Annotated in this window: 15 protein-coding genes and 1 pseudogene; 9 read left to right on the forward strand and 7 right to left on the reverse strand. The window is 60.7% G+C overall.

Annotated features, from left to right (window positions below):
* Positions 1-317: 317 nt before the first annotated feature.
* Positions 318-2726 carry a tetratricopeptide repeat protein gene (locus JJB11_RS21410; RefSeq protein WP_201176367.1) on the reverse strand — a complete coding sequence of 803 codons (2409 nt, stop codon included), beginning with the start codon at positions 2724-2726 and terminating at the stop codon, positions 318-320.
* Positions 2727-2870: 144 nt separating this feature from the next.
* Here JJB11_RS21410 and JJB11_RS21415 point away from each other — a divergent pair, with 144 nt between their 5' ends.
* The 4 genes from JJB11_RS21415 to JJB11_RS21430 are packed head-to-tail and all read left to right on the forward strand — an operon-like array spanning position 2871 to position 5628.
* Positions 2871-3329, forward strand: coding sequence for a hypothetical protein (locus JJB11_RS21415; RefSeq protein ID WP_201176368.1), 459 nt, complete (start codon positions 2871-2873; stop codon positions 3327-3329).
* A complete protein-coding gene (locus JJB11_RS21420) occupies positions 3322-3822 on the forward strand; it encodes a DUF7665 family protein (RefSeq protein WP_201176369.1) in 501 nt (166 codons plus the stop codon). The genes JJB11_RS21415 and JJB11_RS21420 overlap by 8 nt, the downstream gene beginning before the upstream one ends.
* Positions 3782-4282 (forward strand): hypothetical protein, encoded by a 501-nt coding sequence (locus JJB11_RS21425; RefSeq protein ID WP_201176371.1) that lies wholly within the window; start codon positions 3782-3784, stop codon positions 4280-4282. Before JJB11_RS21420 ends, JJB11_RS21425 begins: the two co-directional genes overlap by 41 nt.
* A 2-nt stretch (positions 4283-4284) precedes the next feature.
* Entirely contained in the window at positions 4285-5628 is a 1344-nt protein-coding gene (locus tag JJB11_RS21430) for a ThiF family adenylyltransferase (RefSeq protein ID WP_201176380.1), read from the forward strand.
* Between the two features lie 525 nt (positions 5629-6153).
* Here the strand turns inward: JJB11_RS21430 and JJB11_RS21435 are convergent.
* Both JJB11_RS21435 and JJB11_RS26190 read right to left on the reverse strand, forming a co-directional pair.
* Positions 6154-7077, reverse strand: coding sequence for a patatin-like phospholipase family protein (locus tag JJB11_RS21435; protein ID WP_201176388.1), 924 nt, complete (start codon positions 7075-7077; stop codon positions 6154-6156).
* Positions 7078-7231: 154 nt separating this feature from the next.
* Positions 7232-7384: pseudogene (locus tag JJB11_RS26190) on the reverse strand (DUF1801 domain-containing protein); the annotation flags it as partial.
* Positions 7385-7387: 3 nt separating this feature from the next.
* On the opposite strand from JJB11_RS26190, the gene JJB11_RS21440 reads away from it, so the two are divergent.
* The 3 genes from JJB11_RS21440 (at position 7388) to JJB11_RS21450 (ending at position 9929) form a co-directional block, all read left to right on the forward strand.
* Positions 7388-7714 carry a MarR family winged helix-turn-helix transcriptional regulator gene (locus JJB11_RS21440; protein WP_201176396.1) on the forward strand — a complete coding sequence of 109 codons (327 nt, stop codon included), beginning with the start codon at positions 7388-7390 and terminating at the stop codon, positions 7712-7714.
* A gap of 289 nt (positions 7715-8003) precedes the next feature.
* Positions 8004-8837: a DUF4344 domain-containing metallopeptidase gene (locus tag JJB11_RS21445; protein ID WP_201176398.1), complete on the forward strand. Its 834-nt coding sequence runs from the start codon at positions 8004-8006 to the stop codon at positions 8835-8837.
* Between the two features lie 540 nt (positions 8838-9377).
* Positions 9378-9929: an LSm family protein gene (locus tag JJB11_RS21450; protein WP_201176399.1), complete on the forward strand. Its 552-nt coding sequence runs from the start codon at positions 9378-9380 to the stop codon at positions 9927-9929.
* 154 nt (positions 9930-10083) lie between these two features.
* Here the strand turns inward: JJB11_RS21450 and JJB11_RS21455 are convergent, their stop codons facing one another.
* From JJB11_RS21455 to JJB11_RS21470, 4 genes are all read right to left on the reverse strand, one after another.
* Positions 10084-11088, reverse strand: coding sequence for a phage/plasmid replication protein (locus tag JJB11_RS21455; RefSeq protein ID WP_201176400.1), 1005 nt, complete (start codon positions 11086-11088; stop codon positions 10084-10086).
* Positions 11089-11441: 353 nt separating this feature from the next.
* The gene (locus JJB11_RS21460; protein ID WP_201176401.1) at positions 11442-12338 is read right to left on the reverse strand and encodes a hypothetical protein; all 897 of its coding nucleotides are present in this window, start codon (positions 12336-12338) and stop codon (positions 11442-11444) included.
* On the reverse strand, positions 12331-12579 hold the full coding sequence (locus JJB11_RS21465; RefSeq protein ID WP_201176405.1) for a helix-turn-helix transcriptional regulator: 249 nt from the start codon (positions 12577-12579) through the stop codon (positions 12331-12333). The genes JJB11_RS21460 and JJB11_RS21465 overlap by 8 nt, the downstream gene beginning before the upstream one ends.
* Before the next feature lie 70 nt (positions 12580-12649).
* Entirely contained in the window at positions 12650-13504 is an 855-nt protein-coding gene (locus JJB11_RS21470; protein ID WP_201176407.1) for a hypothetical protein, read from the reverse strand.
* A gap of 95 nt (positions 13505-13599) precedes the next feature.
* Here JJB11_RS21470 and JJB11_RS21475 point away from each other — a divergent pair, with 95 nt between their 5' ends.
* A complete protein-coding gene (locus tag JJB11_RS21475) occupies positions 13600-14148 on the forward strand; it encodes a hypothetical protein (protein WP_201176409.1) in 549 nt (182 codons plus the stop codon).
* A gap of 557 nt (positions 14149-14705) precedes the next feature.
* Positions 14706-16028, forward strand: a complete 1323-nt coding sequence (locus JJB11_RS21480) for a hypothetical protein (protein WP_201176411.1) — start codon at positions 14706-14708, stop codon at positions 16026-16028.
* Positions 16029-16261: the final 233 nt, after the last annotated feature.

The raw sequence follows: 16261 nt of genomic DNA on the forward strand, positions 1-16261 counted from the left end.
GACGCCTCAAGCGGTGGCAAAGGGCTGTCGCATGTTGGCCCTACGGAAGTCAGCTCTCGCCCAGAAGCAGCCTTATCGGGGCACGACTCAGGTACGAGGCGCCGTCCGCGTGCTGCAGTAAAAAGCTAGCCCAGGGGTTGGGCGGGCGATGGCGCTGCTGAATATTCCGCAGCATCGGACGCAGGCCGGGCTCGCACAAGCGCATCTTCACTCGCGTAAATGCCTAGTTAGCGCGCGTTACCCAGGAGCTTCGGAGCTCGCATTCTCGGCGCGGACGACGCGCGTAACGCGATGTGAGTGAGTCGCGCACTACGGCTTCAGCGCGGTGCGGGGACGCTCATCACAGACTCGTGATACTTGAGCGGGCCGTGAAGCCAACTGAGTATCTTCGTCGCGGCGGAACGGACTTCGGGATTTACGTCCAGTAGGATCTGCTCGCCGGCCAAGTACGCGTGATACGCAGCTCGAAGCGGCCACTGACGGTCTGCTGCTCCGGTTTCGTCCATCAATCTGAGCAGAATATCTCCCCAGTTTTGCCTTGCCGCTTCCCGCAACAGCAGCAGCATGAAACCGCGATAGGTTTCGAATATCTGTTCGTCTGATCTGTCAAAGACGGATGCGACGAGGGACATGGCCGCCGCCCGTTCCCCACGTCCCATTGCTTGCAGTACTCGAATCAGCGCCTGGCCGTACGGCGGGTGTTGACTCAGGATTGCCTCTTCGGGTCCAAACTCAAGCGCTGATTGCGCGCAGAAGAAAGGAAGCACTAACATGTTGCTTTGCGCCACGAAGTCATTTGGATCGATGTCGAGCAACCGCTTATATAGACGCACCGCTCGGTCGAACTGCTCGACGATGTAGCCGAGGAAGAAGGCGCTTGAGTGCAGGTTCTGAGTATCAGTCTTCGGCGCTAGCGTACCTGCCAGCCGATATTGCTCCTCAGCTTCCGCAAATTTCCCTTCACCGGTGAGGAGATCGCCAAGCGCCATATGTGCCAAGTGGAACCTGGAGTTCAGCTGCAGGCAGGTCGCATATTCGTTCTTGGCCTCGTCGGTGCGTCCGATCTTTGCGAGCGCGTCTGCGAGGAAATAGTGAGACGGAAGATCTCTCGGCTTGCAGTCAACAGCCCTTGTAAGCGCATCGACAGCGCCCAACGGATCACCAAGGTCAACAAGCCTTGTGTTCCCTAAGTTGAACAAAGCTGCGTAGTTCGTTGGATCCTTCGAGAGCGCGGCCACGAATGCGGCCTCAGCTTCTTTCGATCGCTTCAGGTGTTGGCGCAGCAGATTGCCATACCGAATCCACTCGAAAACTGTTTGCGGTCGCGGCACGTCACTAGGATCAACAATTTCGTCAAGCGTTCGACCCAAGGAAACTGCGTATTTCTCGAACTCGTCACGTGCGTGGCTCTTTAGCACGGATCGCCATCCCTCATCGTCGATCGCGTCGCTTAGCGCCAGCAAGTACTGGCCTCCGTCGGCACCGAGCTCCGTGCCGCTACTGACAACCTCCTTAGCTTGTTCTACAAGTTGCTCGTTTGTGTAGAAGCTCCGAAGAAAGAACGTCAGCCATCGCAGCTTGCTGCGCTGGCGGCGGGGTCCGTGACGCATCAAGTACCAAATGTTGAAGAACCGCTCGGATATTTGGTACGCTGCCTTCGTGGTGGACGATATTGAAACCTTCTCGATCACTCCTTCTTTTTGAAGTCGATCAAGTTGCGAAGACACCGCTGTGACTTCCAACATTGTGGTCGCAGCAACCTGTGACGCTAACACTGGATTCCAGGCGAGTGCGACGGCGTCGAGGACGACTCTCGCCTGACCAGGCAGATCCTCGACTCGTGCCTTGTATAGCACCGTTACTTGATCCAAGAGTCGTTCTAGGTCAGTGAATACGTCCCCGCCGGAGTCAAGCTCCAGCAGTATGTACATGAGAGTCAGCGTCCGTGGATTTCCGCCGGTGAGGTCGTGCAGGGTGCGAATGCGTGCCGGATCTTTGTCCAGTAGCTGGAGCACCTTCTCGCCTTCGCGACCGCGGGCGAGCGCGAGTCGACGTAAGCAAGCTATCAACTCCTCCTTACTCAGGCGATCTAATTGCCAAACCTCGAAACGCCCGAAGAAGGACCCTGCTGGATCAGTGATTTCCTCGACCGCGGCTGCAGCACCACCCACGATCACTATTCCTCCCGGCTTGGTGACGTGCTCCCTTAGCGCGTGGATGTCCTTTTTCAGGCCGGCGAAGAGAAGGTCAATGTTGTCCAGCAGCAATAGGGGCCGTCGGTTCTCTCGTTCGATCCACTTGTTGAATAGCTCCAGGCTCGCGCCAGACGCGCCGTTGAGAGCTTCAACTTCACGATCGAGTTGCTCGGCCTTTCGTCCTTGCCCCGTTCGTTCGAAGTAGTCGCCCAGCGCGTCAAGGCAGTTCACCCAGAACACGTACAGGCTATGCACGTTGTACTGCTCCTCACGAAAGCTCAGCGGGATGAGAACGGAGGAGAGCCGTGGATCAGATGTCGCCGCTACGGCTAAACGACGCAGCATGCTTGTCTTGCCCATTCCGCGCTGACCAAGAACGAGGTGGTTCTTGGCGGTTCCGCGTGGCGGGGTTGAGGCCAATTCATCAATGAGCCGGCCGGCCATTTCCCGTCTGGCGACGAACCCGCCAAGAAAATCTTCATCGCTCAGAGATGTCGGGTTGTAGACGGAAAGACTTAAGACGTCGCGCATCAGTGTTCCTTTGGCAGCTGGAGTGTATCAGTGTTGTTGTGATACAACTACAAAGCACAACGACAGTGTTTTAAAACGGATCTGTTGTGCTAGAGTTTCGACTGTCGGGCTGGATTTGGTTCGACGCACATGAAAGGAAACTCTATGGCTACCCACGTCGAATTGACCACCCCCCACCGTTCTCCCCGCATGCTCAGCGTGCACAACCTGGATGAGTTGTCGGCTGTCGCCGCTCAAGATCTGGGCGGGTCTAATTTCACCCTTCTGCTTGTCGGCACCGAGGAGGAGCTCACAAGCCTGGATGGGCGTACAGCTATCCAGGTTGTGGCGCACCCCTGCCGAAAAGCCGTCCTCACCGTTGCCGCGGACTCCGAGAAGAGCGACACGTTCCCTGTATCTCAGACGGTGCGGAAGGTTCTGGACTGGGCGGTGGGAAAGAAAGGCTTCAACCTCGATGACAACCAGGCAGCGAAAGCCAATTTAGTCCTCGCGAGCAAGCCGGACGAGCCGTTGCCCAAGAGCGCGCTGATCGGCCAGTATGTGGACGCTCAGACTTGCTCCGCGGCGTTCCAGCTGTCGCTGAAGGACTTCAGCAATGGCTGATGACCGCAGCCCTGCCGAACGAACGCTCAGCGCGCAACTTGAATCGCCCGCATTCCTGATAGGAGTGGAGCAGGGGCGCTGGTTCGTGCAGAAGTTTGAGTTTCCCCACCTATACGTACGGATCCACGCAGTGCAAGGTGGCAGTTCGTTCGGCCACGAGTTCCACCTGTTATGCGATGGGTACCCGCTGCCTGGCCCTTTCGTTGAGCGGTGGGACTTCGTCCAAGGCCGCCGTCCTGCAGCCCCGTCCGGCCACTGCTTTTCGCCTGCGTTCATCGACGCTCTAAAAGACTGGGAGCAGTACCCGGGGCAGCACGGCGGAATCTATCGCGGCTGGCAGCGGGTCGCGGCAGACCATGGTGGCAGGCCGTGGACAGAAGTCCGGCCGGACTGGGCATGGAACGCCCAGCGGAACATCACTTTCATCATGGAGCACCTCTTCGATGTGGTTGATGAACAAGCTTCGTACCTGGCTCGAAAAACCGAGTCCTAAGCTGACCTGCAGCGAACGCGTTTGGCGGAAAGGTGTAGCCGAACTCGAGAGACGTACGCTGGGTGCTCGTCGAGAATCAGGGGCCTTTCTCATCGGACAGCGCGCGGGTGAATGCGCCTCCATTGAGGAATTCGTGTTCTATGACGACCTGGACCCTCTGGCACTTGCTACTGGGATTGTGACTTTCCACGGAGTCAACTTCCCTAAGCTGTGGGAGATCTGCAAGAGCAAGGGACTCGTCGTCGTGGCGGATGTGCATGTGCACCCGCGCTCGTACGGCCAGAGCCCGTCCGACAAGAGCGAGCCTGCGATACCGCGCGCCGGTCACATCGCGCTGATCCTGCCTGACTTCGCCCGGAAGAAGACCTCGCCTGGCGGCATCGGGCAATACGAGTACCTCGGAAACGGGTGCTGGGCTGACCGCACTAGAGCCGGAGTGCATTTCTTCCGATTGGAGTAGCCATGGACATACTGCCGCAATCGCGGATCTTGAAAACCTTCACCGATCGGGGCGCAGACACATTCGAGGGCGCGCAGAATCGGCTGGGCAATGTGCGCCTTCTCATTCTCGTGGGTCCAGATACCCTGCGGACGGCAGCAGGTCAGGCTTGCCTTCTAGGTGCCGTAACAGCCGCGGTCCGAACGTACACGCGTGTGGCGGTCAGCTTGGAGCAGGATGCCCTGTTGCTGCGGCCGGCCGGCAGCGACTGCAGCATCGCAGGTGCAATCCGAAGCGCAGGAGCGACCATCGCTAAGAAGGGCGACCACGATTGCACCCATGGCATCTCCGTAGGTGTTGCGCCGCCTGACGACGGACAGTTCTGGGTCAGCTGCTATTGGAATCGGTGGACTGCTGGACTGCGTGCACCGTGGGACCACGAGCCCCCAGGTGAATCGTGGAACCCGCTCGCGGGTGCGTTCGCCGGCGCTCTAGCGGTTCGCCAGACGTTCGAGCATGTGCTGGGCGGTTTTCGTACAGCGGGTCGCTCGTTCTCCGTTGACATGTGGAACATCCACTCGGGTCAGGCCGGCGGCGCTGGGCCGGAGATTGTCTATTTGCCGAAGAACCTGCTTCTGGTCGGCCTGGGCCACTTGGGACAGGGCTTTCTCTGGAACCTTATGCAGCTGCCCGGCACCGGCGATACGTTGGCCCTGCAGGACTACCAACGCGCGGGCATGGAAAATTTGGGCACAGGGGTCCTGACTCGCGGCTCGGATCTGGGCCGCCGGAAGACGCGCGTGGCACTGCAGCTACCTGAGCTGCTCGGATGGCAGGTGGCCATGTTAGATATGCCGTTCGACGAGGGCATGCACCACCTCCGGGAAACGGTGTCTGTCGTCGTGTCTGGCCTCGACTCCGTTCTGCCACGCCAGTGGATCCGTGAGGCCGGGTATCAGTACATGCTGGATATCGGAGTTGGGCACGGAGCAGTAGACTTTGAGATTGGCCAACTTCGTGTCCTCCCGGCTGGCGCTGTTAGCAGTTGGACGGAAGCTGACAAACCGAAGAACGTTGAGGCGCTTAGAGATTCAAAAGCATATGCCGACCAAAAGGCGAAGGACCAATGCGGCGCATACGAGCTCGCGCAGGCCAGCGTCGCGGTCCCATTTGTCGGCCTGGTAATGGGCGCACTCGCCGTCACTCAGCTCCTGCGTCTAGGCGCCATGGAACCTACGCCAGCTTTGCTGCAGATCGAACTCGGTGAGCCGGAAATGGCGACCGCTGGTGAGCTGATTTCTGGGCCCAAAGTGAATATCGGAACGCGGGAGATCAACTTGCGGTTGCGGGCAGCAGACATTCGCTGAGGAACAGGCGCGATACAGAATGATCGGTGATGCTTCCGTTAGCTTAGAGTCTCGGCCCGGAGATCCTTGTTGAATGGGCTTGCCTGCGCCAGAGAAGATCATGTAGTGAAGCGTCTGGATGCGAGCGCACTCACATTCCAGATGTTCTCCATAAGTGTTCTCGGTGCCCAGGCGTGCTTTTAGCTCATGATGGCCGTCCGCGCCGACGCTGCCGTGGCCGCAATTCAGTCGAGGCGCATGAAAAGGTCGCGGCTCGTTCGCCGCGGACTTGGCTTCACATCGCGCAAGAACGCCTCCGCTGCCTCAGGCATAAGCGACGCCAAGGACGCGCCGGGCGCGGTCGACATAACCGCGCGAGGCGAGCATCTGGAACGGTGACTCTTACCCGCTCCTGAAAGAGCGCGGTCGAAGAATGTCGACAACGAACCTGAGTTAGACGAGGCGCGGCGGAAGCTGCGCGCGCGCAACGCTCCAAGTCCGAACGGATGCGGCCTCACCCATGCGCACGCGTTCCACGCGAGCAGCTCAGCGCCAGAAATCCGCGAGCTGCGCAGCGAGCGCTATCCCCTGGTTGTAACCTTCTTGTGCTGCGGCCGGCCGCTTGCTCAGGTTTGTCATGTTCATGCCGAATCCGACTGCGCCGTTATCACCGCTGTCTGGAAAGATTGCTTCCACTCTGCTCCCACCCGCGCGCAGAATTTCCATCTGTGACGACAGGTGCGTTCCCCATTCGAGCGCGTGCCGTGACCTTCCGCCCAGTGGCGAAAGGACGAGGACCCGCGAGTATGCCGCCGCAAGGTCCGCGTTCTCGTTGGCGCGATAACCGCCGTCGATGTAGCGCTTGCCTGCAAGCTCATATGGAGGAAGCCCGAACCCGTTTGCACAGCTGGCCGCGACGGCGTCCACGAGCTCCACGCCACTGTGACGATCGAACACCACCGGCTCGCCGGTATCAGCGTCGACTGCCACGATGGATAGCGCTCGGTCTGGCCAATGGTGAATCGGCAGCCGAGCCGACACGGTGGCGCGCCACTGCGCCTGCGCCGCCCCACCGGACTCGGCGTGCATCTCAGAGGCAGCGGCGCCCAAGCGGACGCGCATGTCCTGCAGGCTCTCCGAAGCGCGGATGATGCGGCCTGATAGTTCCATGGCATCCACAGACGCACTGGCTCGAGAAAGACCGCCAAGCGCACCAGCGTCAGGACGTGGCCGCGCCGACTCCGCAAGGATGTTAGCCAGCAGATCGATGGGCTTCAGTTCGCTGCGTAGCTGCACCGCCGCTGTCGCGCCAGCGCTAGTGCCGATTATCAGATTCGCCTTTGTCACGTCCAAGTGCGCATCGAACAATCCGGCAACGACACCAAGCGCCCAGGCGTTGCCCGTCGCTCCCCCGCCGCCTATAACCAAGGCCCGCCCTCGCATGCCATGCACGTTTTGGGCTTGGCTCACTTCGGCCGATCCGTGTGAATCTCTCATTCCGATGGTTTCCTTCGCATTGCTTCTTATCGGGACTCCCTGAGTCTGATCCGCGGCGCACGCTCCCGGATCACCCCAACTCTGGCGGAAGGGATTCAGGCGTAGCTGACACACGAATCACCACCCTTCATTTGCGCTTATTGGCAGCCACGGCGTCTCGAACGAGCTTCTTGAAGGCCGACTCGTTGATGGCGTCACACTCGTGGAAGTCGATCGCGCGACGCGCGTTGCCGTCCAAACTGGAATTGAAAAGCGATGCGGGGTCCTTCAGGGAGGCTCCGGCATGACCTCGGGCGCGATCACCGGGGTCATCGACCGGCTCGAAGCAGGCGGCTACGTGCGGCGGGAAAGCGACGCGTCAGATCGCCGCAAAACGGTGCTCGTGCCGCGGATGGACCGCGTTGAGCAACTCGCGCAGCTGTACGCGCCCATCCAGGAGGCCATGACCAAGCTCTGGTCCACCTACAGCCTGGACCAGTTGCGGCTCCTCGCGGATTTCGTTCGAAAGAGTAGCGATGCCACAGCAGATGCCATGCAGGCTATTCGCGCCATCGGCCGCCTGCCCGACCCGAGCAAGCTCGGTGGCGATGGAAAAGACCCACAGAAGTGAAGATTAGGGGCGCCAGTTGCTTCCGAATCCCTGCCTGGCGCGCCGCGAGAAGGACAAAGTCCAGCACGGCGGTAGCTCCCAGCTGTTTTCGCAGCGTAGGGGTCCGCGATAGAAGCCCGGCTGAAGGCAGGCAACGAGCGCCCCGAGGAGCACGTCGGTTCTTCATTCCAGTGCGAGCTTCGCGATGTCCTAAGTCGGATTTGCGGCAGCGGCGCCACACCTCGAACAGGAGGCTATTGGGTCGATCACAGCCAATCTACACTAAACGCCTATTAAAGACGGGCGGAGGATGGAGATGCTGAAGGTTGTTTGTGCCTTGGTGCTATCGTTTGGCACTGTGAGCTGGGCACGCGCCGCGCTACCGTTGGAGCAACTTTTCTACAAAGGGCAGGCGGTTCCGTTCTATGGGACGGCGCGGAGCGAGCGGCAGCAGGAACTCCTCGACATCGCTAAGAAGACCCAGTTCGCTGAGCGCATGGCGCGTCTGGTGAACAGTGCGGTCCACCTGAAGACAAATCTGGGTGTTGGATTCGCCTCGTGCGGCCAGCCTAACGCCTTCTACGACAGGCAGAGAGGCGCAGTTGTCTTCTGCACCGAGATGCTGAATTTGATGGTGAACCTAGCACGATCTGACACAGATCTGGCGACGGCCGACCGCACGTCGTTTTCGCGGGTCATCGACGGCGCTGTATGGGGCATCTTCTTTCATGAGCTCGGGCACGCGATCATCGGGGTGAACGGGGTCCCGATCACCGGGCGCGAGGAGGACGTGGCTGACCAGTTCGCGATCTACTTCGCCGCTCACTTTGTTGAGCCCCAAGGAACGCCTGTGGTGCAGCCGACGATTTGGCTTTTCACGCAGATGTCAAAGCGGGTCGACATCGCATCAGCGGATCAGGACACGATCAAGCGCCTGATGTCGAATGAGCACAGCCTCGACCAGCAGCGTATTTACAACCTGGCGTGCTGGGCGCTCGGCGCGAACTCAAGCCGTGGATACGTGAGCGCACAGTATGTGAGCCTTCCCCAAGAGAGGGCGGGTCGCTGCTCGAATGAGTTTGCGACCCTCGACTTCGGCGTACGCAAGCAGTTTCAAAAGTTTTTGAAGGTTCGGCCGCAGTAGCTGCTGGCCCATGCACGGTACGCGCGAAGGCGTTGTGAACCGCCGGCGCGCCGGCACGTGATCGGCCGCCGAGTGCGAGTGAGGATAAGGCGCTTTGAGAGTCGGGCTGTGCGCAACTGCCACCGAGTGCTCCACGCTCACAAGCCCTGCCCACAGTACAACGGCGTCGAGTCCTGAGTGACAGTCGGAAATGTGTGAGGGGGACACTTGAAGGTAGTAAGACAGCCGTGGGCGAAGGTTCGACCAGCTGGCCGAACAGCCGGGTCCGAGACGACACGGGCGACTGGCGACTGGATCCGAAATCTCACGGTATTGGTGGCGCTTGGCTCTACAGCCTGCGCCCTAGTGGGCTTTGGCGTAACTTGGGGGTACACCTCGGTGTACGGCCTGGCACCAGGAGTCTGGTACGACAACGGCTTTGAGCTAATTGGCCTGGCGGGAGACGCACTGTTAGGCCTTCTTTCCGCGTTCACTGACGGTGGAACATGGCGATCGGTCCCAAGAGCCGCACTTTTATATGGCCTTGTAGGTGCCGCGGTAGTGTTCATCTGGTGGTCCCTCCTCAAGCCGATCGAGAGCAGACAGAAGGACCCCAATCTCAGTGATAGGCGCGCCCCGGGGGTGTGGCTTCGGGCGCTGCAGTGGTTGGGTCAACGCAGGGTCGGCTGGCCTGGGCATCTGCTGCGAGGGCTGGTCGCCGCCTTGGTTGGAGGCACGGTCACCGCAGTGAGCACGATTGTCGGCACCTTCATGATGTTCCTCGCACTTGTCATGATCTCCTTGCTGCCCTACATCGGGTACGTCGGTGGCGCTGCATACGCGAACGCAACGGTCATGGCCCCGCAAGCATGCGTGAGCAGCCCGGGTAAGCGCCTGCGTGCCCGCAGCATGGGCGCGCCCGGTGCAAACTGCGTGGAGATCGTTGACCCGGTCTCTAAGCAGAAGTACGTCGGCAGACTCGTCGCCGCGACCGGGACAAAGATCGTTCTGTACCTACCCAGCGTTGATCAGGTGGTCGCCATTCCGCGCAAGACCGAAGTGATACTAACGACGGAAAGTGCTCCTTCGCCTGCAGCCGGCGCACGAAAGTAGCGGGAATGCAGCTGGCAGCTCAGTGATCGCGGGCACGACGCTGCCCTGAGAGAGCACGCCCAAGGACCGACGTCGGAACCCACGCCACCGTGTGACAGTGAAGTCCGCCTAGGTTGCCCCGCTTCACGCGCCAACGTCCGTAACCCCCACGCCGCTAGGCCTGTCGTTCACGTGTACGTCTGTCGACCAGCGCTTTCCCACTGACGCCCGACAGGGTCAATAGATCCCGAAGGACCGAGCTGAGAAGGGCCTCTTCCCACGCTGTCTCCGGCGCCCACCAACTCGGTCGTACTGATAGAGACTCCTTCAATCTATCCTGGAACGGGTGGCCGTCGAACGAACGCATCGTGGCTTTCAGGCCAATGTCTCTGCACATGCTCCAGAACGCTCGCGCGGTGAGCGGGGGAACGGAGGACATGCTCGAACGCTCCAGAAAGGCGAATCGGAGGAGCCGGTTCTCGAGCGCACAAAGTTCGCTTGGAAGGAGATCAAGCTTCCGCAGCCGCACTTCCACACGCACAACCGGCTGCGACTTACGACTGGCTAGCTGCTGAAGGCGGTTGTCGGACAGCCGGTCGTCTTGTTCGCGCGAGGAACTGAACTTGCTGACGTGCCGATAGAGCGACTCGACGTCCTTCGCATACACGGCCGCCGCGCTGCTGCTCGAGACGCTTCCGAACATAAGCGTCTCGATCGTCCCTCGAGTTCGTGACATGCGCTTACCGAACACGGTGAGCTGCTGCGCATGGGAGTAGATGACGTGCAGGTCGTCAAGCCGCGCCCCCACAAGGTCCACAGCGACATCTAGCCGACGGATCCGGCATGCGCGCAATAGTTCAGGGTATGCCTCACCGAACGCATCGCGGAAGAAGTTGTGGATGAGGGCGATATCGGATGCCGTCATTCGCGCCGGGTTGCATTCGACGCGCACGCCGTAGCGTTGCCGCTTCCTGTCTCGCACGCCGTAGGTGACGAGCACCTTGCTCCCACTTGGGATGAGAAGGTGAACCCCATAGCGGAATCTCCCCGGGGCGCCGAAGAACGGCATGCAGCTGCCGCCTCCGAGTGCACTGCGTACGTACTCGTGGAAGCCGGGGAGCCAGCCGAGCTCTGCGCCTAGCACCTTCGCCGTGGGCAGCGAGTACGCGAGCTTGTCCAAGAATCCAGCTGATTGCTGGATCGGTGAAGCTGATAGCGCTGTGGACATGTGATCTTGATCTCTGTGTTGGTCGAAGTGAGCTGGGCTGGCATGGCTCAGCCTTGGGGACGTTTTCAGTTACGCGCTTATTAGTCGCCTGCAGGGATGCCACGTGAGACCCGCCTGCCGGCTAATTGCCTGTAGCTCACGTTGCGTCGCATGGTGTTGCGGGCCGCGGGGTCGGCCGCCTGATCCACGCAACACGTGCAACACGCGCAACACGCGCAACACGTGCAACACGTGCAACACGCGCCACGCGAGCGCGCATCCACATCGGATGCCGTCGCGATCGCTGCCACGCGACCTACGGCGCCTTAGATCGCCTCCGCTCCAGGTAGGTCGAGGGCGTCGCGGTACCGCTCCAACCATCCCTCCGCGAGATCCAGCTCACGTGTGGGTGGCATCTGGTCAAGCCGTCGCTTGACCGTGCTGCGGTTCACGCCAACCAACTTGGCGATTGCCTCCAGCTGCCATCCTTCGCAACGCAGCATCCACATGACGCGCCCCGAGAGGTCTTTTGCCACGAAAGGGTCCGCCTTGTAGACATAGCGATCTTGCGCCACCCGCACCGAGCACATCACCGTTCCGTGGTTCAGTCCGTCAAGGTGCAGCGCTCCGTGCCATCGAATATGGAAGCTGTGACGAGCGCCCGCCTCCGGCTCGCACGCTTCGACGTCGATGACCTCGTCCGCGAGTCGTTCAAGCTGCAGTCTCGAGGGCGCTGAAACGCGCTTGGTGAACACCACGATGTGACTTGCCGCGGAGACGGCGAGTTGCTTGAACCGGGTGAGCCCTTCGATGACGTGGTTCGGAAGCGGATCCGATACGGGCTGCTCAAAGCAGACCAACGCCTTCGTCGATCCCGTCAACTCTCCCAGCACCGCGCCGATTCCCTCGTCACGGCACGGATCAAAGCCTTGTCGTCCGATATGGCGGCGCTCAAGCCCTCGAGGCTCCTTTCGCCCTGCCGCGCAAAGCTCGGCCAACAGCCGGATCTGCTCAAAGGACCGCGGCGTGCCGGCATGCAAGGACACCACTCGACGGGGCTCAGGAAAGGGGATGCCCAGCTTATCGCTTCCTTCTGCCGCGTGCCGCTCAATGAGGTACCTGGCGTGGAACTCGTGCTCCTCGCTGTCCATCGTCACCAGCGTCATGCCGGGCCTCAGCGGCACTTGGCGCAGAGCGAGGGCGGTGCGGCTCACTTTACTCATTGCCGCCCTCCACCTTGTTACGGTCAGCGACGCAGGCGTCAATGAAGCCTTGCACCTCGCTCTCGACCCAGCGCACCGTGCGCGGACCGACGCGAACCGGACGCGGGAAGCGCCCCTCGGCCATGATCAGGTAGAGCCCAGAGTTGGAGATGCCGGTGCGACGCAGCACCTCCTCCTTCTTCAGCAGCGCATCGGGAGCTTGTTTAGCCATGTTTGGACCACGTTGTGTGTCATTGAACATGGCCGGATTTCACCCGGGGCGCTCACGCTGCGGACGATCTTGCCAACTCACCCCAGTTGGCAAGATGCGGTCAAGGCGCCTGCTTTGTGGCAGTGGACAGCGGCTTCAGCTGCAGATCAGCCCGCTGGCGGAAGGCTTCGAGGGCAATGGCGAACTGCTTTCGTATGGTCCCCGGGCGTGGCACAGCCGTGGGGTCGTAGGCACGCTCGGCAAGCCACGTCCTGAGTTTCGACTCGATCGCGTTGAGGCTGAATCGCGATGATGTGTGCCACTCGCCGTTCATTGCCTCTTCGTGCACCCAGTGCAGGAGCGCGCCTGCGTACACGAGAACTTGTTGGTCGCCGCGGCTCTTGATTTTGGCCAGTTCTTTGTCGGCATCGAACGCCTCGTCCGGAGAATCAGCACCCGGTGAAGGGGGCTCGCGGTCGGAGTAGGTGCTCCGGAGCTCCGCGAGCAGATCCTTCACGGGTCTGGACCCTGCGGGAATGGGCGGCGACAAGGCTTTGAACGCATCAGGGATCGTTTGCTTAAGTACTGCGGCGAATGGCGACATGTCGCTGTTGGCAAGCGCAACGAAGGCAGCGAGGGGCACCATCACCTTCTGGAACTCGACGCGGTCCACGGTCGGCTCGCCCAAAAGAGGTTCCAGCAGCGGATTCTTGCCTGCCATCGCGTGGTACGCCTCAGCGAGCAGTCGGTTGTACTGCTTGGCGACGAGTGAGCGGGTCGGCCACTTGGTTGCCCCTGCTTTGCGTGCGGCGCCCGGCTGAAGGCCCATGAGCAGCAGACAGCAGTCGGAGATGCGCGCTGCAGGCCGGTGTTGGTATTGGGTCCAGTTCGGCGCCGGGATCTCGGGCGATGGCTCTTGCGGCGACGGAGCTTGGGGCAACTCCTGGTCCGCTTCCTGTTTTTGTGTTTTCCGCATGCGAGGGCTAGCTTAGGAAAACGCCATATTATGCGAAGCCAAACCGGCCCACCAGGACAGAAGGAGGGGGCGGATGCTGAGGACACACACACAAAATGGCTTCGCGAATCCTGCCGCCGCTCCCCGCTGCGCCGACGCATGCGGACATCGTCCGCCATTTCGTGCGGTACAAGAAGAAAAAGCTACTCGAGGAATTGGAATGGTTTGCAGGGCAGCAGACGTTTAGAGCGGCGCTCTCAGAGGCGGCGTATGCACGGGGAAGGGACGGGAAGCGATTGAGTCACCAGCGCCGACTCCTCAAACACGTGATTCCCGAGTCCCACGCAATCTGGAGTGCGCATGCTCCTGCGCTGCAGCGATGCTCAGAGTTTGACGACCTGATCGCGCTGATCGAGCAACTACTCGGAAACGTTGAGCGCGCGGGAGATCTGTATTTTTATGACACGGCGCTTAGGTTGGGGATCTTGCCAAACCGAGTGTTCCTGCAGACAGGCGCATGGGACGGCGCGAGGCGCGTAGTGCCCGGGATCAGAGGTCGCTCCGTTCCGCTGTCGGCTTTCCCGGAGCCCTATCACGCCCTTGCGCCGTACGAGATGGAAAATGCGCTCTGCGTGTACAAGAGTGCAATTCCAGTTCCTGTGTAGTGGACGTTGGCAGTCGCGACAGGTCGATCTCTCCCCTGTCCGCCGACACACGTGGCCTCGGCGGTGACAGTAGTGCATCCGAGACAGGCGGACCCCGTCGGCTTGCTCAGTCAGCGACTTCTGATTCACACTCGTATAACGAAAAAAGTGGAGGAGTTCAGTGGCGAAAGCGAAACCGGTGCCAAAGGGCACAGGCGGGAAGCGACAAAGTTCTTCAAAACAAGTCACTGCGAAGGCTCTCGCGCCGAAGCCGGCAAAGACGGCTGCCGCAAGACGGGCTTCGAAAGTTCAGCCCGCGGGAACCCTGAGAAGCAAGCGTAGTGCGGCGGCAGACGCGGCAGAGAAGTCGAAGGTTACCTACCATGCGCAGCAACTTCTGGCGGCACTGAGAGCGCTAGGCATTGGCGTGGACCTGGCCGCTGAAAAGCCGCGATCCACGAAAACGAAGACAGACGGAAAGAAGACCTCCGCAAAAAGGCCGCCTGCGAAGAAGGCGGCCACGAAGAGCGCAAGGGCCGCCAAGAAGGCGTCCCGCGCGGGCCGCATAGACGGACTAGGTGGCGGCCGCCCGCCAGGTAGATCCAAGTAGAGGACTCGCGGTGATTGTTCGGAGGTCGTCGGCACGTCGCTCCAGGGTGCCGGACAGCGCGACCGGTGAAACTGGGCGGCGCTTCAAGAGCGCGACTGAGGCGACAAAGGAGCTCCACGAGGCGTACAACGCGTGGACCGCCGGAGTCTCGAAACTCGCTGTTCAGGCCGCATTCGGCTGCATAGCGGCGAATTGGGCCGTTCACGGCCACGCCGGGATTATCGCGAACTGGGCCGCTACATTGTCGGTAATTGGAGCGGTCGCATACCTGGCATCTGTGCTCCTGGTCGCGTGGGCCCTGATTCGCGAGTACGAGGTCCGATATAAGTACGCGGACGAGGATAAAGAGCGGTGGAAGCGTGAATTTGAGAGCGAGCACGATACGGCGTGGCCGTACACGGATGCGATCGAAAGGGTGGGTCGCTGGTACAGCAGGCTCGGGATCTATCTTCCACTTGCTTCCGGAGCCCTATTTGTACTGAGTCTTTTTGTGCCAGCAGCGCGTTCTGCATCGCCGTCCGGTTCCCTCGGGACGGTGCTGCCGTCGCCGTCCTCTCCTGTTGTACTTGGCCCTCACGATCCTGCGGTTGGGGCAGAACCAACATTCTTCATCATGGGCCTTGGTGCTGCGTTCGTGGCGATTGGCCTCGTAGCACTGTACAAGTTTGAACCGCGGCGCACCGCCATCTTCGCGACCATGCTCGGTGGCTCATTGCTCGTATGGGGAGGGGTGACGCAGCGTCTGCAGCTTCAGGCGACGTTTAACTTGAAGCCAGACGCACTGCTTAAGATCGTGAATGAACAAGTGCAGAGTGTCTCGTCACCTGGCCCTGAGCGAATTGCGTTTTTCGATCAATTTCTTTTGGGAGAGTCGCGTCGCTTGCAGCTCGCGTCAAGTGAAGTCATTGATGTCGCACAGTCCGTGGAAGTCGACAACGCAGTGTCAAGTTGGCTGAAGCGCCGGTCAGAGGGGCACGATGGCATGCTGCTTGTGATCGGTGCGACCGACCGCGTTCGACTAGGCAAGGCGCTCACACAGCAATACGAGGCGAACGTGGGGCTGGCTCGCGCGAGGGCGGAGGTAGTAAAGGGCGCAATCCTTCAGAGATGCCGGGCACGCGAGCGGCGATGTGACCTTACAGAAGAGCAGGTCATAGTTCTTGTATCCGGCCCAAGGGAGACAGCAGCGCTGAGCGCGTCGGAGGTGTCTGCGAACGGCTACCCTCGCGATCGCCGCGTCGACGTTTGGGCCTTTTGGACAAAAAGGGCAGCCACCGCGATCGCCCGCTAACGATCGTCCGTCGCTTTGAACCGTTTACCTGGCTGGTGATGGCATGTAGGCTAGGGAAGGGAGGACCTGCAAGGGTAGACAGTGTCGTCTTCCATACGGGCGAAACGATGCCTCGAACCGCCACACGGATGGCGAGAGAAGGTGCGATCGCCTTTTGGCCACCCTAACCGCCGCGCTCCAAGCAAGTGGCGTGTTCTGATGCTTACAGACACGTTTTCGCCAGATCTAAATCG

Origin of the sequence: Ramlibacter ginsenosidimutans, assembly GCF_016654015.1 — a bacterium.
Lineage (GTDB): Bacteria > Pseudomonadota > Gammaproteobacteria > Burkholderiales > Burkholderiaceae_C > Ramlibacter > Ramlibacter ginsenosidimutans.